Genomic DNA, 19,682 nt, shown 5'->3' on the forward strand with positions numbered 1-19,682 from the left:
GATGCGAGAGAACGGTTTTCCGGGTCATCGGCGCGTGAACCGATGGGCGCAGATCGGGCGCGCATTCGCCTCCTGGGGCAACAGCCCCTCCAATTCCAGCGTCCCGGAATCGCCCAGCCGCGCGGTTCCCTTCAGACGGCGATTGGCGGGAATGGCATTGCCATCGGTGACGCTCAGGGTCAGGGCGCTCGAAGTCGCGGCATAGCGATAGGTGCCCCAGTAATCGCGATAGGCTTCGAAAGGCTGCCGGGTCACCGAAAAGGCTCCGGACGCATCGAAGGTCAGTTCGCCGATGGGCTGGGCCGGTTTCGTCCATGCCGACCCTTCACAGGGCCTTTCCTCTGTCTCGCTCCAGGATCCGGCCAAGGGATGCAGTGTCGGGTTGACCACCCGTACGGCCCCTTCGGTGAACTTGCTTTCGGGGTGTCCCACGAGGCGGGCTCGCAGACTGAACGTCTTGCCGTCACGGGAGTTCGCAGCCACGATGGACAAGCCCAGCGCAGGGTGTATCACCGCAGGCGCCCCGTCGCTCAAACGCCATTCGGCGACACACGAGGGTGAGACCGGCTCGTAGTTCCCCGGATATTTGCTGCGATAAAGGCGCGGTGCGATCAGGCTTCGGGGAGCAACCTCAATCGTCTCGGGCCAGAGCAGCAATACTCCCGCGGCATCACTCGGGCAGCGCATCGCGTCGGTCGCCGAGACCGGATCGGATGGCGCGATGCCAAGCGACATCGACTTTTCGTCCCACTGCCACGCATGCGCGGCAGCCCCCCGCGCAGAGGCGGCGGACAGCAGCGGGGCCGCGGGGATGCCGCCAGCATTCGGCCTGATCTTCAAATCACCCTTGAGCAGCTCAGGAAACAGTCGCCCGCCGGGGCCAAGGGCGGCCTTCCAGGCATCGCCCGCCGCTCCCCGGAGGTGGAACCGGATCTGCGAGGTTCGTCCGCCATCCTCGATACGGGTATCGACGTCGCAACTGGTTAAGGACAGGTCCGCCGTCTTGTCGGCAGGGGCCGACTCGACGCCGAGCAGATTCTCGCATCCGGCCCGCGCGGGCTCCGAAAGGGTCATGGCCGCGATCAGCCCAACGGCCAGCCAGGGCGCTCGCTGCCGCAATGGAAAAGGCGATCGACTGCGCATCATCCTCCTCCACCGGATATCCCCGGCACCAGCCGACCCTGACCGACGCCATGCCAGAAGGGTCAGCCGTAAATCCACATGAGTGTAGTCGCTTTTCCTACATACGAAAGGCCCGTTCTGATCTTGTGCGTCACGGGCGGTCGGCAGCCGTGTTGTTCCTTGTTTCCGCCATGATTCATTGCGATGATCACTCCCGACCATATCCTCGAGACATAGTTCTAAGGTCTATGGGAGCAGGGCGAGGAGCGATTTCATCTGCGTTGCATCATCAGCCTGGCTCTGTGGGTAACGGGGGCGGAGGCCGCTGAACCTCCTCGTGCCAAGGGGGTGGTGCTTCTTCCTCCGGAGCAATATCGCGCCCTGCCCGCCATGGAGCGCTTTCGCGCCTTCCTGCCGCCGGCGGCCGACCTCTCGGCCTGGTTTCCCCCGCCAGGAAACCAAGGAAGCCAACCCTCGTGTACCGCATGTGCCACCACCTACGCGCTTCGCAGCTACTATGAAAACAGGAGGGAAGGGGGGGCGACGTCGTCCTACACCCCCATGAGTCCGGCGTTTGTCTACAACCAGATGGCCGAGCCGCGAGGCGCCTGCAGCGGCGGTATTGCCATTCCTCTGGCTTTGCGATTGCTGGAAAGCAAGGGAGCCCCTCCTCTGGAGGAGTTTTCCTACAGCGACAACCGGCGGGTTCGCGTGGTCAATCTGGGGGCCGCGCCCTGATCCTTTCATCAAAGCCAATCGGGCGGATCGGAAAAAATTTCTCGTGGGAGGCAGGTAGATGAGGACTTTGCGGATTTGGCCGGGATCACGCTTGGCGGCCTTGCCTCTTTTGCTGGCCGCCTCCTGTCTGGAGGCCCCGGATGCGGCTGCCGACATGCTGGGCGGCAGCCCCTATGGCGTCCTCGCCAACAATGAGTTCAGGGATGCCTTTGGCAATGATCCCATCTATTTCGAGCCCGGCATCACCGATCTGACCGAAGAGTCCAAGGGCAGGCTGAACCGCTTGGCCGGATTGGTGAGCAGGCGCGGATGGAGTTACGTCTATTTCCTCATTCAAGGCTACGCTTGCGAAGAGATCAGTGATGACGACGCGAGATCCTTGGGCGAGAAGCGAACACGCGCCGTTTACAGTCATCTCGTCAGCCAGGGGGTGAAACCCGGCAATCTCAGGCTGCGCAGCCGTGGCTGGCCGCTGTCCTGGACGCCCTTCGCCAAGGAGAATTGCCGGGTCGATGTGGACCTTGACCGGCCGTGACGATGGGGGAACCGGTCAGCGGCCAGACGCTGCCAGGAGAGCCGCTCAAGGCCTTGGCGGGTAGATGCCCTGGGCGGCGATGCAGGTGATCAGGTTCGGCTTGTCCGCACTGATCAGGTTTGGAATCTGGAAAGTGGTTTTTCCATCACCACCAAAGCGCGTCCCCATCAATGAATACAGCGCAGCATTCTGGTTGACCGGCAAGGCACGCCCATCGGCGGGCAGAAAGCCCTCCGGACAGAAATTGGTGCTCATCGTGCAGATCGAGCCAATGAATGGCTCCGACGGGCAGGCCAAGGCCGCCCCGCCCGGTATGGACGCCAGGCAGATAGCGGCAGTAGCAAGACGCATGATGCGATGAATGGCCTTGAGATGCATGGATCGTCCTCCGTGTGATTGTTATTCCAAGGTGATGAAAGGGGCATGTTCTCCCGAGGGAACATTCCAATCGGTGTGGCGCTGGCCGGGGTGGTGATGCGGCGCCGTCAACGGCTGGACGTCCCGCCCTTGCCGGGCAGAATGGTTTCGGTTTCCCGCCACAGGGGATATTGGGTGTCGTGTCCCGCCGCCGGGGTGACTGCGAAGGTGAATTGAATCGGCAGGCTGGGACAGCATCCCGCATCCGCGTCGGACCATTTGGTCCCTCGAATCGTAATCTGGCCCGGTGTCACCTTGGCGGCTTTCCAATCGAAGGTCCGTCCCCAGCGGGTGCCGATCTGTGTCGCGGCGGTCAACCGGTAGGGCTTTTCCGGACTGGTCGGCGTTGCGCGGTCCTGCCCCTTGCGGAACACCGCCATGTATTCCTCGAAGCCGTTCATCATGCTGATGCCCTGGATGATGAAGAAGGCGACCGCCGCCTCGCCATCCTCTTCCTCGCCGACCAGGTTCTGGACCAGGGTGAGCACGGGATAGCGCAGCAGACGCGCCGAAATAGGGCGCAGGATGGCGCCCGAGACCACGGAACGCCCGTCCCGTGTCAGGGCGAAGCAGCGGTCGGTGATATGGTTCATCTCTCCACGGTAGGGCAGGCCGGGAAAGGAGAGTTCCACGCCCGGCCAACGGATCTTGGCATTGATCGTCAACGGCCTCGCCTCCGGGGCTTGCGTCTCAACCGCCCGCGCCGCCCGGGCGGGGCAGTCGGACAAGGTGGCCCCCGGATCTGGATCGACGATCCACAATTCGGGCTCCGCGGCCCGGGCCGGCCCGACCGCCACCAGCGCTGCCACGGTTGCGGCGGCGAGGATTGCGCGCGTCTTCACGGTCATTTCGCCACCGGCTTCATTCGGGCAAACACCCATTCTTCGCCGCCCGCTTCAAGGACCGGCAGCAATTCCTCATAGAAGGCCAGCAGCCGCTCCCTGGTCAGGCCATCGGGTACCGTCGTGTTATTGGCGCGGTCTCTTTCGATCCCATGGGAGGCCAGAAACGCGGCGCAGACGGTGTCGCATTCGCTCGGGCCCGAGAACCAGGTGGCGACGCCGTCCGCTGTGATCGTGACGGGTGCATAGCTGGTCTCTCCCGCCGACTTCTTCTTGGCAAGCGCACCTTTTTCAATGGCGTCCGTCACCTGATAGAGGAAGTACTCGGTCTTGTTGAGGGGAACGAAGCCGCCGACAAAGGTCATCTCGTCTCCTCCCTCGTTCACCATGGTCAAAAGCGTCTGGTTGCCCTTGCCAACCAAGCGCGCCGGTCTGGGGATCTCGCGGCTGAAGATGTAGTCGCCATCAGCCAGCGGCTTCACATATTCGGAAGCATCAAAGCGTGGCCGATCGCTGCCGACCAGATATGGCATGCAGGCGCCAAGCGACAGCAAACCTAGGATGATCAAGGCGGCAAATATGACGCGTGTCATGGCGGCATGGCCTCGCTGAACGTAACCATCCAAGCAGCCTAGGGATACTTTATGGCGGATATGGGGTAAAACCATAGCCATAATACGGCCTTTGACGGCATATTTTCGGGGTGCTTATTCTGGGCATGACGTCACGCGTCCTTCCAGGCCAAGGTGGCTGAGCGCCGACCTTCGGAACTTCATCAGCCTGCGGGAGAAATGCCGAATGCTTGCTTTGCGAATTCCTCTGGCGGTGGCCATGTGCATTGGTGTTCTGGTGTTTTCCCGAGACGGGAATGCCCAGTTCGCACCCAGCAGCCGTGACAAGGTTGAGACCGTCGCCATTGCCTTCGAACGCGACAGATCGGACCTTACCGGGGCCGCCAAGCTGAAACTCAATGAGGTGGTCAATGCCATGGGCGCGCATTCCGGCGTCACATGGCTCAAGGGCCACTGCGCCGAAGGCGGAAGCCGGGAATATGCCCTGGCCCTGAGCGAGCGCCTCGGTCAATCGGTGAAGGCCTATCTGGTCAAGGTCGGCCTGGCGCCCGAGCGGCTGAAGGTGGTGGGCATGGGCATGGAGGGCGGTCTCAAACGTGGCGAGCCCTGCCGGGTCGACGTGATCATGGAAGCGCCGTCGCCACGGTGATTTGCGCACAGAAGGCCCAAATTCCGCCTCTGCCTGAGAGGATTGCCGCCCTTGACCTATCCCGAGGCCCTGGCCTGGACGCTTATCCTGGAGACGCCGGTGGTGCTGGTGGCCGCCTTGCGCTGGAGGTGCGGCATTGCCCGTGCTTTCCTGGCGGCGCTGGCGGCCTCCGGCGTCACCCATCCGGTGGCATGGTCCATGGCGATGGCCATGCCGTATTCCGATTACATCACCTGGGGCTGGTATGCCATCGAGGCGGCGGTATGCTGCGTCGAGGCCTTCATCCTGGGCTCCATCATGCGCCTGTCGACGGGTAGGAAATGGGGATTGTCCATCCTGGCCAACAGTGTGTCGGCATTTGCCGGTTGGGTGGTGCCCTGATGCACAGGGGAGTCATGCCACACGATTGGGGGATGGCGGTCGGGCTGGCCGTTTTGGCGCTATGGATTCCCTCGCCCCTCTATCTGGTGGCCTTGGCCTGCTTTGGCCTGCCGCATGTCATCTGGGAAATGATGTGGATCCGCAAGGTCTCAGCCAACAGACTTCCCCGGCATTGGTGGGTGATGCTCTTCGCCATCCTGGCGATCCAGGCGTCGGGACGAGCCCTGGCCGCAAGCGAAAGCCTCGGCGCGAAGGCGGCAGTGATGACAGACCTGCTTACGCTGGCCTTGGCGGTGGCGATGGTTGTCGTCTTGTCCGGCGGGGGATGGCGAGCAGGCTTGGCCCGTCTGGCGGCGGTACTCGGAGCGGTGGCGCTGGCCTCGGTCGGAGTGCTGGCGCCCCCGGAAACAATGGTCATGGTCTTGATCACCTTCTCGGTGGCCCACAACTTCACCCCGTTAGGACTGGAGCGGCTGACCGCAAAACCGGATGAGACATGGAGCAGCCTTCGCTGGATAATGATTCTTCCGTTGGTTCTTCTTTTCCTGCCTGCGCTGCCCCAGCCGGATTTTCTCAAATCCATGCAATCCTGGCCGCCTATGGAATTTCTGTGGTTGCGCGGGGAGGATGCCCTGACCGGGCTGAACCTGTTTCCCGCCCTGGTCTTGGCTCAATGCCTGCACTACTTGGCGGTCCTGCGAATACTGCCACGGCGGCTGGATGGGGGATGGGGGCCGGGGCGGTGGCGTAATCTGGCGGTCATCGCCGGTGGTCTGGCGACAATGGGGTTCATCTGGTCGTTTCCCGATGCCCGGCGTTTCTACGGCGTCGCGGCCGGTGTCCATGCCTGGGTCGAGTGGCCGATCCTGCTCTGCCTGTTGGGTGGGATAATGCAGAGCGGGCGGACGGTGGGGCCGATTGGCGCCGAAGGACGAGTCTAGCTCATGGTCGTCTATATGTGCGTCCATCGGAGAGACCTCGCCCCGTCCGGGGCCGTGGACCTTCCTGCCCAATGGGTGCCTGATGACGGGGCCTTCTGCTCATTCCTGCTGCCCGAGGCCAGTCCGGCAAGGGCCGCAGTCTATCCCTCGGGATGGAGCGAGATGATTCGCACGAACCTGCCCATCGCCGCAGAGACAAGCGGGGCCCGGATGGTCAGCTTCGATCTCCGGGTCAAGGCGGGGAGTCTGTTACTTCCCGAGGAGGTCGTCAGATGTCTGAACCTCAAGGACAAGGTGCTTCTGGTCGGCCGAGCCAGTCATTTCCTGATCCTGGACGGGGCGTTGGCCACCCACCTGGAATTCATGCCGCCAATCGTCCCCATACAGTGAGGTGACTGCCTGGGGTGAGCGCGCGTCTTCTCAGCGAAGTGGATCCTGGCACAAGTCGTATCGCGTCGGTGGGTATCCGGTCCTTGGTTTATATGAGAAAAGAACAATCCTTCACCTGCTGTACGAGGCCGCCAATGTGCTGTTGACCTCGGTCAGCGCCTGGTCGAGCCTCAAGGCATGGGGTATGAAACTGGCGCGCAAGGTCGGCCCCAAGCGGGCTCGGGCGGCCGTCGCGCGCAAGCTGGCGGTGATCCTGCACCGTATGTGGACCGAAGAGACGGATTTCCGTCACGGTAAGCAGCCGGTGGCGGCATGATGAAAAAAGGGCTCGGCAAGAGGGAGTAGCCATCACCATCAGGTCCCGTCGCGGGACCGTGAGTGCCACGGCCGGGACGGAGTTCGGTCATTGCGACAGACTTGGTTGCAGCCTCCCTTGGGAGGACTGCGTTTAGTACATCGCAAGGCCAACTCCGACCGCATCATGGGGTGGCTCACCAGAAACGGTGCCGTGCCAACCCCGGAAAGAACCATGATCCCGAGCGACGGCACTCTCGGAAAGCGCGGCAGAACAAGATGGGGGTTGACAGCAGCACCCCGGACTAAAGAACCAAATTTCGGTAATTAGAACCCATGCACCCACCGGTGGAGTCCGATGGACATGATGGTCCTGGGCTGATCGATCAGCTTGTTCCATGCGTGGCAGCAATGGTTGACGAACGGCCCAAGTCTCCGAAGACGGCACGCCGGAAATCAATCCGTCACTGGCACCGCCCGCCTGAAAGGTCAGGCCGCATTCCACGCCGTCCAGGAGGAACTCATCGACAGCAATTTCGCCATCGCCTGGACCCCAGCGTCAATCCGGTGAGCAATTACCGTGGGGCAGGTTCTTGGAAGAAAAAGAGTGCTTTGAAATGCGGGTCACTGCGGGAAGGACCACCATAGATCGACCTTATCCGGGGGCGGGGAGTGGGTCAGGGCCGTCCATAGGGCCGCAAGGGTCGTTCCCTTGGGGAAGCTGCATTTTTGGGTGTCCTTATTGCCCACCCGGATACCGGCCTTGGCGATGCAGTACATTTCTGGTGTCGATGTCTCGGGCGCCGTGGTGTCAGTGCAACGCCAGGCTTCAGCAAGAATCTGGACACCACCCTTTTCGGAATTCACATCCCTCAGCTTGATATCCAGTCTTGGAAATCCGGCACAGCGAAAGCAAATGTTCCAGTGGTCCATCTCCAGCAACCGTCCGCCAGGGGGCTCTGACAGTTCAAGACGATTTGGTCCTTGCTGGCCGATCTGCAGCAGCGGCCCGGCCTCTCCATTACAGATCAGTTCGGAGCTCTGGGCAAAGGCGGGAGATAGAGCCAAGGTCAGATACCCTATCGCGATCAAAGCGGTCCGGGACGACAGCATGATCCACCTCCTCATCTGGCGTGACGACAACCGTGCGCAGAATGAATCGTCGTTGTTGCTACAAAACTCATCGACAACACATTTGGCCCATCGCTTTTGGCAGGTGCTGTTGAATCTGTCGATCCACGCGGCGAGGGCATCCTTGTCTGCTTTTTATTCCTTAGTCTGCGCAAGAATATTTCTATAGTGATCATCGTAATCATTTTGCTGTGTTGTCGCTATGTATCTAAAATACACCTGCGAGTATGGATCTCTGTTGTTGGCCAGTGATATCGTGTTTTCAAGGGTTCGCTTTTCTATTTGAAGCATATCCCAACCGACTTCCCGGGAGTACCGCCCATCCGCTGATTGTGGCGGCCCCTATTGCTTGGGCAATTGGGGCCACCGAAAGCCGCCGAACCGGCGAATCAGCAGTATGTCTCGCCCCTAGGGACTTGACGTGCCGATCAGGCTGGTGGGTAGCAGCCGGCCATGAACAGCAGATCTCCGTTTGCCTTCACCCAAGTCTGCTTGGGCGCAAGTCTCTTGGTCACCGGATTGGTCCAGGTATACTTGGCCCAGGCACCGGCGGGTCCTGACTTGCCGGCCTTGATCATCTCCTGGATGATCATAATGCCGTTGACGTCCTTCAGACCCGGCAGATCAGGGTTATCGATGAGCTTGGGATTGATGGCGTGGGCCTTGAAGATACCGTTCATGGTGGCGACGATCACGTAGAGCTCACCGTTGACCCAATCCGGATTCCCTTTGTCCATGAAGTCGGTATAGGACTTTTCCCTGCCTACCGCGTTGTAGTGGGCAATGGCCTTGTCCACCAGCCCTTGGGCGGTAGAGCAATCATCGGCAGCATGGGCGGCTCCCGACAGACCGATCACGGCTAAAGCGGCCAGAACCGCCATCTTCACGAAATTAATCACGGTTTTCCTCCCCGTTGGGTTGGTTTTTTCGCGTTCCGTCCCGATGGGCTGACCAACGACTTCCCAACCGGACCAGAAGCCCTGAAAATACCCATTCTATTGACATATTTATATCAGCATAATGCCATTCGCCTGGGGAAGGAGCAAGAGCCCCGCCAGCCTTGGTGCCAGTTCTTGCCCGGAGTGATGCCCTTCATGTTCCACCGGATTGCGTCGTTTGTCGTCGCCCTCGGTCTCTTGACGTCGGCGATTCCAGCCCAAGCCTGCGGCCGTTCCGGCACGGACATGGGACACGGCTTTCCCGCCGTCCCCATGATCGCCACCAACACCGCCACTGGCGAGACCCGGATAATGTGGAGGCTCTCAGGCGTGCTTCACGCCCAGGAGGCTGGCTACATCAGGCTGACTCCTCACGAGACGGGCGACCGCTGGGATGCCGCGCAAAAGGGTGAGAACGACATAGCGCAGTGGTACCTCTCCGCAGCGTGACGCGGAACACGGAGACGGCGGGATGAGGCTTTGGGTTGCAGCCAAACGGGAAGGGCCAACGGAAATTCCGTTGCGCTATATCCCGAGCCGAGGGTCACTGTGAGGTCAGGAGGTCGAGTTGAGCCATATTGACTCTTTCAAGCATGCGATTGTCGGTGAATTCATCGGCCTTCCCGTCTATCTGGCGCTTGAGGACATTGACGGCGATTTTCGTTGTCCCGTTCACAGCCTGATTATCGGTGGGGGCAGCGGCGAGCATCCCGCAATCGTCGTTTCCGACCCGTGCGCTGCTGTCGCCCGTTTCCTCGACGAGGAACTATCGGGACTGTCGTTGACTCGCAAGACCCGAGAAGCTTGGCAAGCGTCCTGCTCCTTGCATCGACAGAATGACGACACCGCCATCTTGACCTTCAGTCACTGGACGGAAGAGAGCCACAGGGAATTCCGCATTCGGTGCGAATCCTCGACCCAGAGCAATTCGTTTTCGACTTACAGTGGCGAGAAGTCCCTTTATCAATGGCTGATTTTGGGTATTGGTGAATTTATCTTCTTCGCCATGCCCGGACTGGCTGCAGACATCATGACGCAACTCGAAGCCCCCTACGGGCATTTTCGCCACATCCGGTATAATTCCATCTTGCTGATTCCGCCCAACATGCCCGTCTATGCCAATGGTGGGAATGCCTTCAAATCCACCCCGGTGATCGGCTCATTGCATTCCTCGATTGAGGACGCGAAGAGGGCGGGCTGATGCGAAGCCTTATCATGACGAGCGTTGTGGGGGTATTTCTGGGGGTGGTATGTCCGGCACAGGTCGTTTCTGAAGAGAAGGTGCCAAGGGGCGCATTTCGTGACTGTCCCGACTGTCCGGAGATGGTGGTGATACCTCCCGGCAGCTTCCTCATGGGGTCTGACGCGGCAGAACAAGCATGGGCCGTCAACCAGGGTGCTATCCCGGAGGATGTGCTCGGCGAAGCCCCCCGGCACCGGGTGACCATCAGCCGCTCCTTCGCGGTCGGGAAATATCCGGTGACCCAAAAGGAATGGGGCGCAATTATGAGAAATAACCCGAGCAAGTTCAAAGGCCCCCAAAGGCCGGTGGACTCAGTGACCTGGGATGACGCCAAAGAGTTCGTGCGTCGCCTAAACGTCGCGCTGAAATCGCCGAACGGAGCCGAAGGCCCATACCGCTTGCTGAGCGAGGCGGAGTGGGAGTATGCGGCGAAGGCTGGCACAACAACCAAATGGCATTGCGGCGACTTGGAGACCTGCCTTTCGGCGGTGGCTGTCCACAGAGCCAATTCAGGTGGCCGCACCGTCCGGGTCGGCAGCAAGCAGCCCAATGCCTTCGGCCTCTTTGACATGCATGGAAATGTCTCCCAATGGGTGGAGGATTGCTGGGCGGATACCTATCTCGGCACTCCTTCGGATGGCAGTGCTGCATCGGATGGAGTTGTCGTTCCGGGAAAGATGTCGTGCGAACGCATCGTTCGTGGAGGCTCCTGGCACAGCCTGCCATCAAGCATGCGCTCCGCCCACCGTGACAGATTCATTCATGACTACATCGAAATGGATTTGGGGTTCCGTGTCGCCAAGACGCTTCGTTGAGAGGCCCGATCGTGTCCCAGGGATTGGTGTAACAGCGCGGTCGCCGTTTGATCTCCGGCGGGCTTGGCCGGTTTGATCAGGCCGCCACGACGGGCGGCAGGCTCACCAGGGGTTCATCGCCCAAGTTGGCGACGGATTCCAGGGTCATGTAGCGGGCTCGCTGGACGGCCCACACCACTCAGTGGGATACGACCGAAGGCGAGGAGCAGAGGCTTGCTCATTCGCCATCCTCCCCGAGAAGGCCGAGGGCGCGGGAGAAGGTCGATGTGCCGACTCCGTCCGGGTCGTCCCAGTCTTCGCGGTATTCGGAGCGCCTTTCGATCAAGGCATCGCGCAAGGCATCGCTAAAGTTATCTTCGCTTGCCGTGGCGGCGGTTCTGGCCGCCCGCTTGATCCCGTCAATGGCCGCCCAGGCTAATTTAGCGCGCCCAAGATCGCCGTTCTTCTCCAGACCCGAAGCGTACCGCGCCTCTTCTCGCAAAATCTTGTTCAAGGCGATGTTCAATTGCCGCTGTGTCATTTGTATTTCCACCTGTGGAATCTGATCATTCTGTGGGATCTGATCAATATCTGACGGTTGACCGGAATAGGCGTCGGCGATGCTCAGGGTGCGGTCACGGTTTGGCCGGAATGCGCCCAGGGCCCCTCGAATTAAATCCAGTAGCAATCGCGGGCTCATGGCCCTTCCCCGCAATTCATATGAGTGAACAGCACCGATCCGTCCGCGAGGAAGGCGCCGACCGTAGCCCCCCGCCTGCCGGGGTGGATGGTGACCAATCTGTCGATCCGCCCGCTGCGGCCATCTTCGGCTTTGGCATCTGCGGCGAACGACACTCCGCCGTCCTCGGCCTTGACCGTCGCGACACGCGCGGCATAACAGCCCTCTCCTGCGCAGTATCTGAGCAACTTGCGTTCGGAATCGAACGTCAGATCGGCGCGCAAATCCTGTTGCATGCAACCGGTGGGGCGGCATTCGCTTTCGCTTGCCGACCGACATGACAAGACGCCGGAGGCCTGGGCCGCCTCCGAATGCGTCGAGGCCATCATTATTAGAATAAGAAATACCGAATCCCGAAGCCTCATCACGCCCTCCCCAGCATAGAAACCAATCTTCAACGGGAATTGATAGTCACCAATTGAGGCCATTTCATGAAGGTCCATGGGGCAAGGCAGCCCCTTTGTCCAGCAAGTGCCGGATCATGGGCATGTCTCATAGTAGCTGCGCAGGGCGTAGCCGGTGGCCCAGGCGGTACGCGATGGCTGTTCATCTGATTGCCCGGCACGGGAAGCCATGGCGACAGGTCGGCTGCTGGCGGCAGAAAAGCCCGGTGGTGCGGCACCTTTGGCAACGCCGCGTAGTCGGCGGGCGACAGCAATACGCCGCCGGTGGCGCGCGACTGAGCCTGGGCTGGTGATGTCAGGCCAAGCCCCAAGGCAACCAAGACGATGACACTGCGCATCCGGCCCCTCCCATGGCCTCACTCCGTCTTGCCCCAGGCGCCAACCTGGGCAAAAACAGCGTCAAGATCGGCTGGCACACCGGCAATGGATTTGAGCTCTCCCTGGCCATCCGCGAAGATCAGGGTGGGATATCCGACGAAGTTGATACGTTTGGCCATCTGCTTGATGGCCATCTCCGACTGGGTCAGGCGGAGGACGGCCGGTCCGTCCTTGGTCAGATCTCCCACGGGCTCTTGTCGGAAGACGCGGGCCAGGGCCTCGAGCGAGCGGTTGCTGACGACGGTGAGGTTCTGGTTTATGGCGTGTTCGTCGCGATTGCCGCCGGCAATCCAGCGCAGTTGAACGCCGCCACGAGTCGAGCGGGTGCGCTGGAACAACTGTTTGCAGACCGGACACCACGGCGCGAAGACCACATAGACATGGCGGCGGCTCGGCTCGCCATCGCCAACCCACGGCGATTCGGACAGCAGGGCTTCCATTTCCGCCGCGGGCGAGGCAAAAGCCGGAACGGGAAGCAGCATGCCGAGGCCCATGGCCAGAATGGCGCGGCGGTCGATGTTCATGAGATAGACTCCCAAGGGTTTCGTAAGCCAGTGTAGCGGCGCCGGGATGGTGTGACGCATCCCTGCCGCCATTTTTCTTACTGGGTCGCGGGTCAATGGTATCCATGGTGGTGGCGTTCTTGGCGCGGTTGGCCACCATAATAGACATTACCGTAGGACAGCGACGGCTGGTAGCCATAGGACGGTGCCGGTTGATAGCCATAAGACGGTGCGGACTGATATCCATAGGACGGCGTCGGTTGGTACCAGGCGGCATTGTTCAGGGCGGCGGCATCGATCACGCAGCCGGACAGGCTCAGGGTGAGCAAGGCGGCGGCAATCAAACGGGTCTTCACGGGTTTTCTCCTGTGCCCCATCGGGGGGCTTACGGAGAATCATGCTGTTCTTGTTCTGTGGCGCGAGAATGACGTGATTGGGGCAGATTCGTCTGGAATTATTATACTCAGCCGCCAATTCGCCATAATTGACATAGAATCCGCAAATAATCTGGAAATACAAGAGGGCTTGGCGCCATATTGGCGTCATAAACCATGCGCATGATCGGCTCGACTCGGAAAACCGGAACCGGTTGCTTCCGACCCAAGGAGCCCATCATGAAACGTTCCCTGCTTGCTGGAGTTGCCCTGACCGCACTGTCGGTCTTGGTCGCGCCCGCCATGGCCGATGTGTCGGTCTGTGACCGCACGCTTCGTATTAGCGAGACGGATATCGGCAATTCCGGTGGCCTCGAGCCGAACCTCGAACGCCTCTACCGGTCGGATTCAAGCCGTCCCGGTCTGTTCGGTAGGGGCTGGGGCAGCCGCTACGAAACTAGCGTAACGGCACAGGCCGACGGCAGCCTTGTCGTGCACGAGAATGGATGCGACCCCGCCATAGCCTTCCATCCCGTCCAGGGGCGTCCCGGTCGGTGGGAGGCCAAGAGTTGCGGCCTTCAGGTGATCACCCAAACCCCCACCGGCTTCGAGCGCCATATGGACGGCGGCAAGACTGAGACCTTCGCCACGGATGGCCGGCTGTTGCGCATCGCCGATGCCAACGGCAACCGGATCGACATCCGCTATGAGCAAGAGCGAATTGCTTCGATCTGGGACAATTTCGGCCGCGCCATGGTGCTTGCCTATGGCCCCGACGGGCGTCTTGAACAAATTCGGAGTGATGACGGCCGCACGGCTCGTTATCGTTTCGATGCCGAGGGCCGGGTGGTTGCCGCAACCGACCCCGATGGAGGCGAACATCGTTACACATACGGCGAGGATGGTTTGCTGACTGCCGAGGACGTCCCTGGAGGCGGCAAGGTCACGGCTACCTACGAGGCCGGACGCCTGACTAGCCTCGGCGAGAACGGCGCCATCCGTCGCTTCGGCGGAGATGAAGGTCCGGGGTGGAGGGAGTTCTGGGAAGCTGCCGAGGATTCCGAGGGGCATCGCCTTACCATCTCGCGCCGCGTCCAGCTTTTCCGGATTGATGAGCAGGGCCATGGCCGCCGGTGGCGAGAACTATCGACACGGGACGGCAGCTCTACCGACGCCGAGTACAATGATATTGGCCAGGTGGCGACCATTCGCGATGGGCGTGGGCATAGCAGCGGCTTCCGTTATGACGCCGTGGGGCGTTTGCTCCATAAGGAAACGCCTGATGAGGCCGTCGATATGGCCTACGACCCCAGGACGGGAAAAGTGTCGCGGGTCGTGCGCAGCACGCGGACCGACCGGTCCTGGACGAGCTTTGCCTATGACAGCCATGGCAATCTGAGCGCCGCCAGTAATAGCGACGGACGCAAAGTGTCGCTCGGACATGACCAATTCGGGCGCATCAGCAATGTCACCGAGCGGGGCAAGCATCTCGTCTTCACCTACAATCGGGACTCCAAACCCACCAGCATCACTTTGCGAGGAGGCGGCGCCATCAAGGTCGAATATGACGGCAAGGGCGAAATCGCCAGCGTCAAGAGTGATGGCGGAGTCGCCATGGCGCTCAAGGTGACCCAGACATTTCAAAGCCTGCTCGAACTGGTGCGCCCCGCAAACGTGAAGGTCGGTCTGTGATGGACATTTCTCTGACCGTGTCTCGTCTCGAGGCTGTTCGCCCTGCTCAGCCTGAGCTATCGTCCTTTCGATCGGCGGCGATGCGGGGGCAAGGCGGCATGCGGACGTTCTGGGGAATCCTCGTTGGCGCCACGTTGCTGACGATCTCGCCGCCGCTGACCGCCCGGGCTGCAGAACCACAATTGTGGATCGTTACGCCGGCCGCGGCCGGGGCCCTGTCCGATTGTTCCGAGCGAGCCGCCAACGCGGTCAATACCAAGTCGGCCGATGCGCGTTTGCTGAGCTCGGAGGCTCTGGTGCGTTGGCAGGGAGGACAGATTCGACTCCGGGGTGAGGGGACGGACCTGGAGCGGAAGAAGGATCTCTGGGACAAATGCTTCGCCCTGGCCGTTGACGGCCGTGTCATCGTCTCCGGCGCCACTCTGGTCCCCCATTCCGCCCGGCTGCTCCGATTTCCCGTGTTGCAGGTCTTGTCGTGGCGCGGCCGTGACGAAAGCCTTGAATTCGAGTTGACCCCGGCTTTTCCCGCCGACAAATCGACAGTTCCCGTCCAGGAATGGCTGAGCCGTATGGCGGAACTGCGCTGAAGGACGTGCTGGACCGTTAACCCATTGCGGGGGGAAGGATTTGCGTCTTGCCAATACGTTCGCCCGACAACACTATGACTTCTGGTGAGGGGGCATCTTGACGATTCCACGTTGGGGACGGGACGCGCGACACATCCAGTTGCTGGTGCTGATCCTGCTGCTGGGCGTCAATCTGACCGCCGTGGATTTCGGCGCTAACCTGAGTGCGGCGCTGGTGGCGGTTGTCACTGCCGTCGTGACCCAGGCGGCCTGTTCCCGATGGATCGGCCTGCCTCGGGTTGAATGGCGGTCGGCGGTCATCGCTGCGCTGTCGTTGACCCTATTGCTGCGCGGTGACACCCTGTGGGTGCACGCCTTGGCCGCATTGGTGGCCATCGCCGCCAAGTTCTTTGTCCGAGTGGGCGGCAAGCACATCTTCAATCCCTCGGCGCTCGGCATCGCGGTACTGATCTTTTCCACGGAACACGCCTGGGTATCGCCGGGACAATGGGGCAACAGCCTGTGGTTCGCGACCCTGCTGGCCTTGCTGGCGTCGTGGGTGCTTTATGCCTCGCGCCGGACCGACATCACCTTGTTCTACCTGCTTAGTCATTGCGGCCTGCTGCTGGCCCGCGCCTGGTGGCTGGGCGATCCCATCACCATTCCGCTCAATCAGTTGCAGAACGGCTCGCTGCTGTTGTTCGCCTTCTTCATGATCTCTGACCCGCGCACCATCCCTGATGCAAGGTGGGGGCGGCTGATCTTCGCGGTCTCGGTGGCGGCGCTGGCTCACTGGCTGGCCTTTAGCTGGCATTTCCGTCCGGCGCTGTATGCCGCGCTGATCGGGCTATCGCCGCTGATTCCCCTCATCGACCGGCTGTTTCCCGCCGATCGCTTCCAATGGCAAAACGACACTCGCAAGGAAGGACTCTCCTCATGCTGACCTCCGCACGCGTCGCGGCCTTGTCCGCCCTGCTCTTGCTGCAGGCTGGCGCGGCCCAAGCCTTCTGTGGCTTCTACGTCGCCCAGGCCGATTCCAAGCTGTTCAACAAGGCCTCCAAGCTGGTGGTCGCCCACCAATCCAAGGGCGTCGGCGACCATGATATCTCCATCACCATGGCCAGCGACTATCAGGGCGACCCCAAGGAATTCGCCGTGGTGGTGCCGGTGCCGACCTTCATCGAGCGTAAGCAGATCGGCGTGGTCGAGATCAGTACCATCGACCATCTCGACGCCTATACCGCGCCAAGGCTGGTGGAGTACCACGACAGCGATCCCTGCTATGTCCCCCCGAAATATTCCGAACTCGGAGCGCGGACCATGGCGATGTCGCCACCGACCGGCATGGGCAGGTCCATGCCGGAACGCTATCGCGGCGTCACCGTCGAGGCCCGCTACGAGGTCGGCGAGTACGACATCATCATCCTGGCGGCCAAGGAAAGCGATGGTCTGGCCAACTGGCTGACCGACAACCAGTATCGCCTGCCCGACGGTGCTCAGAACGTGCTGGGCAGCTATATCAAACAGGAGATGCGGTTCTTCCTGGCCAAGGTCAATCTCGACCGCATGCAGATGAAGGGCCAAAGCTTTCTGCGCCCGTTGCAGGTGCGCTACACCTCGGCGAAGTTCATGATCCCGATTCGCCTGGGCACGCTCAACGCCAACGGCCCCCAGGACCTGATCGCCTTCGTGCTGAGCCCGCGCGGCCGGGTCGAGACCACCAATTATCAGACCGTGGCGCTGCCGACCGGCAACAACATTCCGCTCTACGTGAAGCAGGACTTCGGCAACTTCTACAAGGCGATGTTCGAGCATTCCGTCGCCAAGAAGGACATGAAGGCGGTGTTCCTGGAATATGGCTGGGACATGGCCTGGTGCGATCCCTGCTCCGCCGATCCACTGAAGAACAGCGAACTGGTCGAGTTGGGCGTGCGCTGGATCGACAGCGACGAGCCCAAGCTTTACAGGGGCAGCCGTGGCGATTTCCCCGGCGTCTACGTCACCCGCCTGCATGTGCGCTACGATTCCGAGCACTTCCCTGAGGATTTGATGCTGCAAGAAACAGCCAACAAGGAAAACTTCCAGGGCCGCTATGTTCTCCAGCACCCCTGGCAGGGGACGGCTGATTGCAAGGCGGGCGACAGTTATTTCGATGGTCTTCCCGACCGTTTCTCGCGCGAGGCGGAAACCCTGGCCGATCTTACGGGCTGGGATAAGGCCGCGATCAAGACCAAGATGACGGAGAATGGCCAGCCGTTCGAATCACGGAAGTCTTCCGGGTTTGGGGCGTTCTGGCGCCGGGGCTTCGAATAAGAAGGGATCTGACGGCAGGTGAAAGTGATGGCGAGTCCTCGAAGCATAGTGGTGGCGCTATTGCTGGCGACATATCCTGGCGCCATGGCTTGCATAACCGAGATGCCGACGCAAAAGACTCAAAATTAATTCCTGATTTGGCCAATTCAGGATGAGATGCGGATCGTATTTGAGCGCAATGACAGAGACGGGCAGGTGCGCCCCGACGATACGATCTTGATTAACTTGCGAGCCTTCAATGACAAGACAAAGTGCTGATGCCATTTTGGGGGTATTCGTGACTAGACTCCCTCATAATGTTTGTGGGCGGCCATCATCGCCGGGTATTTCCCGGATTCTGTTCAATTTGGACAAGAGGTGACGATATGCGGTTTGTAGCGGTATTTGCCATGGTATTGGCGCTTGGAGGATGTGGCTTGGTGGCATTGCCGTGCAAGCTGACCCGCGATTTGGCAGAGGTTATCCCTGGGGTCGGTGGCGTGGTCGCGGCTCCCTTTGATGCCTGCGCAAAGGCGATCGACTGACCGCGAAATTCCGGTCATTACCCTCAAACCAAAACGGAGGGGAGCGATGAGCAACACCAGACGCGGTTTCCCACTGCGTATTGCCCGCATCACTCTTGGGGCAAGTTGCGTTGGCTTGGCCTTGCTGACGGTGGGGTGTGTCTATGGGCCGCCGCCGCCCTCCAGGCCAGATCCCGAGTTGGCCATCCCAGCGCCACCGCCGCCGCCGTCTGTATCGGCCAATGACTTTGTATCCGTTGCTGGCGATAGAGTTCATTTCGACTTCGACCGAACCACTTTGAATGCTGCTGCCAAGTCCATCTTGAACCAGCGAATCGCCTGGCTGAAAATGCACCCGGAGTTCACCATCATGCTGGAGGGGCATACCGATAACCGGGGAACGCGGGAGTATTGCCTCCCCCTGAGTGAACGTATGGCTGGCGCCGTCAAAGAGTACATGGTTTCCAGCGGCATTTCCCCTCGACGCATCCTGACCGTGGGGTACGGCAGGGAGCGCCCTGTCGATTATGATGACACCAAGGCCGCCCAGGCCAAAAACCGCCGCGTGATTGTCATTGTCTTGCCCCCCGGTCGCACGGAAAAATAGCTCGGCCAACACACATCACCGTTTCGTACCACGGCAGGCAATCTGCCAGACCGTTCGCGGCCCCGACAGCAGTATGAACTCCAGGCGGGGCGGCGTCATCCAGGGCGGCGCGCCCAGGATACGGCGCCGACGATGTCGGCCTCGGACAGATTCGGTTCGCGTTGATCGCCGACTGGCTCTCGATCCCAGTCAGTTCGCATTGGCGTTCTGCTCATCAAAATGGAGCTAATGTTCCTGTTGATTCCTACCGAAACAACAAATGCGCGCGGGCGAAAAGCGCAAAATCGTGGCGTGTTCACGCTATAAACCGCTATCATTGAGCGCATTGCATGTTGTCGTGTTTATTCCGAGATTCCAGATATTCTCGATTTTTTGGCTTACTTGATGGTGCGTTTATTCGTAGTTTTGGGCGCATTGTAATAATTATGGCAACATGCCCGTGCAGAAAACAACAGACCTAAAACATGACCATATCGACCTCAAAAAATCTTAGTGGCACATTATTAAGTGTGCATGGAGATTCGATATGATTGACCAGGTGACCTGCCGTGGGAATCCTCCTCCAGTCTGAAGTAGAGTCCGGCCCTGACAAGGACGGACGAGATGAAGCGCAGCA

At 60.5% G+C, this 19,682-nt stretch carries 25 protein-coding genes and 1 pseudogene; 16 read left to right on the plus strand and 10 right to left on the minus strand.

The features are described from left to right. Positions 1-24: 24 nt before the first annotated feature. Positions 25-1,074, minus strand: a complete 1,050-nt coding sequence (locus CU669_RS19145) for a hypothetical protein (RefSeq protein WP_146747799.1) — start codon at positions 1,072-1,074, stop codon at positions 25-27. 399 nt (positions 1,075-1,473) lie between these two features. On the opposite strand from CU669_RS19145, the gene CU669_RS21215 reads away from it, so the two are divergent. Continuing rightward, positions 1,474-1,860 carry a hypothetical protein gene (locus CU669_RS21215; protein WP_146747800.1) on the plus strand — a complete coding sequence of 129 codons (387 nt, stop codon included), beginning with the start codon at positions 1,474-1,476 and terminating at the stop codon, positions 1,858-1,860. A gap of 58 nt (positions 1,861-1,918) precedes the next feature. Then, positions 1,919-2,395, plus strand: a complete 477-nt coding sequence (locus CU669_RS19150; RefSeq protein WP_112147203.1) for an OmpA family protein — start codon at positions 1,919-1,921, stop codon at positions 2,393-2,395. Positions 2,396-2,440: 45 nt separating this feature from the next. Here CU669_RS19150 and CU669_RS19155 read toward each other — a convergent pair whose 3' ends face one another. From CU669_RS19155 to CU669_RS19165, 3 genes are all read right to left on the minus strand, one after another. After that, complete coding sequence (locus tag CU669_RS19155; RefSeq protein WP_112147204.1) at positions 2,441-2,773, minus strand: phage tail protein; 333 nt, start codon at positions 2,771-2,773, stop codon at positions 2,441-2,443. A gap of 107 nt (positions 2,774-2,880) precedes the next feature. After that, positions 2,881-3,654 (minus strand): hypothetical protein, encoded by a 774-nt coding sequence (locus CU669_RS19160; RefSeq protein WP_146747801.1) that lies wholly within the window; start codon positions 3,652-3,654, stop codon positions 2,881-2,883. Between the two features lie 2 nt (positions 3,655-3,656). Next, complete coding sequence (locus CU669_RS19165) at positions 3,657-4,247, minus strand: hypothetical protein (protein WP_112147206.1); 591 nt, start codon at positions 4,245-4,247, stop codon at positions 3,657-3,659. Between the two features lie 205 nt (positions 4,248-4,452). On the opposite strand from CU669_RS19165, the gene CU669_RS19170 reads away from it, so the two are divergent. The 5 genes and pseudogenes from CU669_RS19170 to CU669_RS21220 form a co-directional block, all read left to right on the plus strand. Next, positions 4,453-4,875 carry an OmpA family protein gene (locus CU669_RS19170; protein ID WP_112147207.1) on the plus strand — a complete coding sequence of 141 codons (423 nt, stop codon included), beginning with the start codon at positions 4,453-4,455 and terminating at the stop codon, positions 4,873-4,875. Positions 4,876-4,926: 51 nt separating this feature from the next. After that, entirely contained in the window at positions 4,927-5,256 is a 330-nt protein-coding gene (locus tag CU669_RS19175) for a hypothetical protein (protein WP_146747802.1), read from the plus strand. Positions 5,257-5,270: 14 nt separating this feature from the next. Next, positions 5,271-6,197, plus strand: coding sequence for a hypothetical protein (locus CU669_RS19180; RefSeq protein ID WP_161539726.1), 927 nt, complete (start codon positions 5,271-5,273; stop codon positions 6,195-6,197). A 162-nt stretch (positions 6,198-6,359) separates the two neighbouring features. Then, a complete protein-coding gene (locus CU669_RS21485) occupies positions 6,360-6,587 on the plus strand; it encodes a hypothetical protein (RefSeq protein ID WP_161539727.1) in 228 nt (75 codons plus the stop codon). A 118-nt stretch (positions 6,588-6,705) separates the two neighbouring features. After that, positions 6,706-6,903 (plus strand): annotated as a pseudogene (locus tag CU669_RS21220) (IS110 family transposase); the annotation flags it as partial. Positions 6,904-7,505: 602 nt separating this feature from the next. Here CU669_RS21220 and CU669_RS19195 read toward each other — a convergent pair. Both CU669_RS19195 and CU669_RS19200 read right to left on the minus strand, forming a co-directional pair. Continuing rightward, a complete protein-coding gene (locus tag CU669_RS19195; protein WP_146747805.1) occupies positions 7,506-7,994 on the minus strand; it encodes a hypothetical protein in 489 nt (162 codons plus the stop codon). Between the two features lie 446 nt (positions 7,995-8,440). After that, entirely contained in the window at positions 8,441-8,911 is a 471-nt protein-coding gene (locus tag CU669_RS19200; protein ID WP_112147213.1) for a cache domain-containing protein, read from the minus strand. Positions 8,912-9,106: 195 nt separating this feature from the next. Between CU669_RS19200 and CU669_RS19205 the strand changes: the two genes are divergently transcribed. The 3 genes from CU669_RS19205 (at position 9,107) to CU669_RS19215 (ending at position 11,008) form a co-directional block, all read left to right on the plus strand. After that, positions 9,107-9,400 (plus strand): hypothetical protein, encoded by a 294-nt coding sequence (locus CU669_RS19205; protein WP_146747806.1) that lies wholly within the window; start codon positions 9,107-9,109, stop codon positions 9,398-9,400. A gap of 118 nt (positions 9,401-9,518) precedes the next feature. Beyond that, the gene (locus CU669_RS19210) at positions 9,519-10,151 is read left to right on the plus strand and encodes a hypothetical protein (RefSeq protein ID WP_112147215.1); all 633 of its coding nucleotides are present in this window, start codon (positions 9,519-9,521) and stop codon (positions 10,149-10,151) included. Further along, the gene (locus CU669_RS19215) at positions 10,151-11,008 is read left to right on the plus strand and encodes a formylglycine-generating enzyme family protein (protein WP_112147216.1); all 858 of its coding nucleotides are present in this window, start codon (positions 10,151-10,153) and stop codon (positions 11,006-11,008) included. Before CU669_RS19210 ends, CU669_RS19215 begins: the two co-directional genes overlap by 1 nt. A 217-nt stretch (positions 11,009-11,225) precedes the next feature. Here the strand turns inward: CU669_RS19215 and CU669_RS19220 are convergent, their stop codons facing one another. The 4 genes from CU669_RS19220 to CU669_RS19235 all read right to left on the minus strand — a co-directional run bounded on the left by CU669_RS19220 (position 11,226) and on the right by CU669_RS19235 (position 13,367). Continuing rightward, positions 11,226-11,687 carry a hypothetical protein gene (locus CU669_RS19220; protein ID WP_112147217.1) on the minus strand — a complete coding sequence of 154 codons (462 nt, stop codon included), beginning with the start codon at positions 11,685-11,687 and terminating at the stop codon, positions 11,226-11,228. Further along, on the minus strand, positions 11,684-12,169 hold the full coding sequence (locus tag CU669_RS19225) for a hypothetical protein (RefSeq protein WP_112147218.1): 486 nt from the start codon (positions 12,167-12,169) through the stop codon (positions 11,684-11,686). The genes CU669_RS19220 and CU669_RS19225 overlap by 4 nt, the downstream gene beginning before the upstream one ends. A gap of 317 nt (positions 12,170-12,486) precedes the next feature. After that, positions 12,487-13,032 (minus strand): thioredoxin fold domain-containing protein, encoded by a 546-nt coding sequence (locus tag CU669_RS19230; RefSeq protein WP_146747807.1) that lies wholly within the window; start codon positions 13,030-13,032, stop codon positions 12,487-12,489. 92 nt (positions 13,033-13,124) lie between these two features. Next, the gene (locus CU669_RS19235) at positions 13,125-13,367 is read right to left on the minus strand and encodes a hypothetical protein (RefSeq protein ID WP_205119509.1); all 243 of its coding nucleotides are present in this window, start codon (positions 13,365-13,367) and stop codon (positions 13,125-13,127) included. Positions 13,368-13,625: 258 nt separating this feature from the next. Between CU669_RS19235 and CU669_RS19240 the strand changes: the two genes are divergently transcribed. The 6 genes from CU669_RS19240 (at position 13,626) to CU669_RS19260 (ending at position 19,066) form a co-directional block, all read left to right on the plus strand. Then, complete coding sequence (locus tag CU669_RS19240; protein WP_161539728.1) at positions 13,626-15,077, plus strand: DUF6531 domain-containing protein; 1,452 nt, start codon at positions 13,626-13,628, stop codon at positions 15,075-15,077. A 98-nt stretch (positions 15,078-15,175) separates the two neighbouring features. Next, entirely contained in the window at positions 15,176-15,664 is a 489-nt protein-coding gene (locus tag CU669_RS19245) for a hypothetical protein (protein WP_146747808.1), read from the plus strand. A 97-nt stretch (positions 15,665-15,761) separates the two neighbouring features. After that, positions 15,762-16,586 carry an RnfABCDGE type electron transport complex subunit D gene (locus CU669_RS19250; protein WP_205119511.1) on the plus strand — a complete coding sequence of 275 codons (825 nt, stop codon included), beginning with the start codon at positions 15,762-15,764 and terminating at the stop codon, positions 16,584-16,586. Continuing rightward, positions 16,580-17,956: a DUF2330 domain-containing protein gene (locus CU669_RS19255; RefSeq protein ID WP_112147224.1), complete on the plus strand. Its 1,377-nt coding sequence runs from the start codon at positions 16,580-16,582 to the stop codon at positions 17,954-17,956. Before CU669_RS19250 ends, CU669_RS19255 begins: the two co-directional genes overlap by 7 nt. A gap of 365 nt (positions 17,957-18,321) precedes the next feature. Further along, positions 18,322-18,480: a DUF6726 family protein gene (locus CU669_RS22120; RefSeq protein WP_322096928.1), complete on the plus strand. Its 159-nt coding sequence runs from the start codon at positions 18,322-18,324 to the stop codon at positions 18,478-18,480. A 46-nt stretch (positions 18,481-18,526) separates the two neighbouring features. Beyond that, positions 18,527-19,066 (plus strand): OmpA family protein, encoded by a 540-nt coding sequence (locus tag CU669_RS19260; protein ID WP_161539729.1) that lies wholly within the window; start codon positions 18,527-18,529, stop codon positions 19,064-19,066. The last annotated feature ends 616 nt before the right edge of the window (positions 19,067-19,682 follow it).

It is taken from the genome of Paramagnetospirillum kuznetsovii (assembly GCF_003284725.1).
Taxonomy (GTDB): Bacteria; Pseudomonadota; Alphaproteobacteria; order Rhodospirillales; family Magnetospirillaceae; genus Phaeospirillum; species Phaeospirillum kuznetsovii.

Coding starts and splice junctions, on each gene's coding strand:
- CU669_RS19145 (WP_146747799.1), bottom strand. CDS start 1,074: ATGACCCTTTCGGAGCCCGCGCGGGCCGGATGCGAGAATCTGCTCGGC.
- CU669_RS19150 (WP_112147203.1), top strand. CDS start 1,919: ATGAGGACTTTGCGGATTTGGCCGGGATCACGCTTGGCGGCCTTGCCT.
- CU669_RS19155 (WP_112147204.1), bottom strand. CDS start 2,773: ATGCATCTCAAGGCCATTCATCGCATCATGCGTCTTGCTACTGCCGCT.
- CU669_RS19165 (WP_112147206.1), bottom strand. CDS start 4,247: ATGACACGCGTCATATTTGCCGCCTTGATCATCCTAGGTTTGCTGTCG.
- CU669_RS19170 (WP_112147207.1), top strand. CDS start 4,453: ATGCTTGCTTTGCGAATTCCTCTGGCGGTGGCCATGTGCATTGGTGTT.
- CU669_RS19180 (WP_161539726.1), top strand. CDS start 5,271: ATGCCACACGATTGGGGGATGGCGGTCGGGCTGGCCGTTTTGGCGCTA.
- CU669_RS21485 (WP_161539727.1), top strand. CDS start 6,360: ATGATTCGCACGAACCTGCCCATCGCCGCAGAGACAAGCGGGGCCCGG.
- CU669_RS19195 (WP_146747805.1), bottom strand. CDS start 7,994: ATGCTGTCGTCCCGGACCGCTTTGATCGCGATAGGGTATCTGACCTTG.
- CU669_RS19205 (WP_146747806.1), top strand. CDS start 9,107: ATGTTCCACCGGATTGCGTCGTTTGTCGTCGCCCTCGGTCTCTTGACG.
- CU669_RS19215 (WP_112147216.1), top strand. CDS start 10,151: ATGCGAAGCCTTATCATGACGAGCGTTGTGGGGGTATTTCTGGGGGTG.
- CU669_RS19220 (WP_112147217.1), bottom strand. CDS start 11,687: ATGAGCCCGCGATTGCTACTGGATTTAATTCGAGGGGCCCTGGGCGCA.
- CU669_RS19225 (WP_112147218.1), bottom strand. CDS start 12,169: ATGGACCTTCATGAAATGGCCTCAATTGGTGACTATCAATTCCCGTTG.
- CU669_RS19230 (WP_146747807.1), bottom strand. CDS start 13,032: ATGAACATCGACCGCCGCGCCATTCTGGCCATGGGCCTCGGCATGCTG.
- CU669_RS19240 (WP_161539728.1), top strand. CDS start 13,626: ATGAAACGTTCCCTGCTTGCTGGAGTTGCCCTGACCGCACTGTCGGTC.
- CU669_RS19245 (WP_146747808.1), top strand. CDS start 15,176: ATGCGGACGTTCTGGGGAATCCTCGTTGGCGCCACGTTGCTGACGATC.
- CU669_RS19255 (WP_112147224.1), top strand. CDS start 16,580: ATGCTGACCTCCGCACGCGTCGCGGCCTTGTCCGCCCTGCTCTTGCTG.
- CU669_RS22120 (WP_322096928.1), top strand. CDS start 18,322: ATGCGGTTTGTAGCGGTATTTGCCATGGTATTGGCGCTTGGAGGATGT.
- CU669_RS19260 (WP_161539729.1), top strand. CDS start 18,527: ATGAGCAACACCAGACGCGGTTTCCCACTGCGTATTGCCCGCATCACT.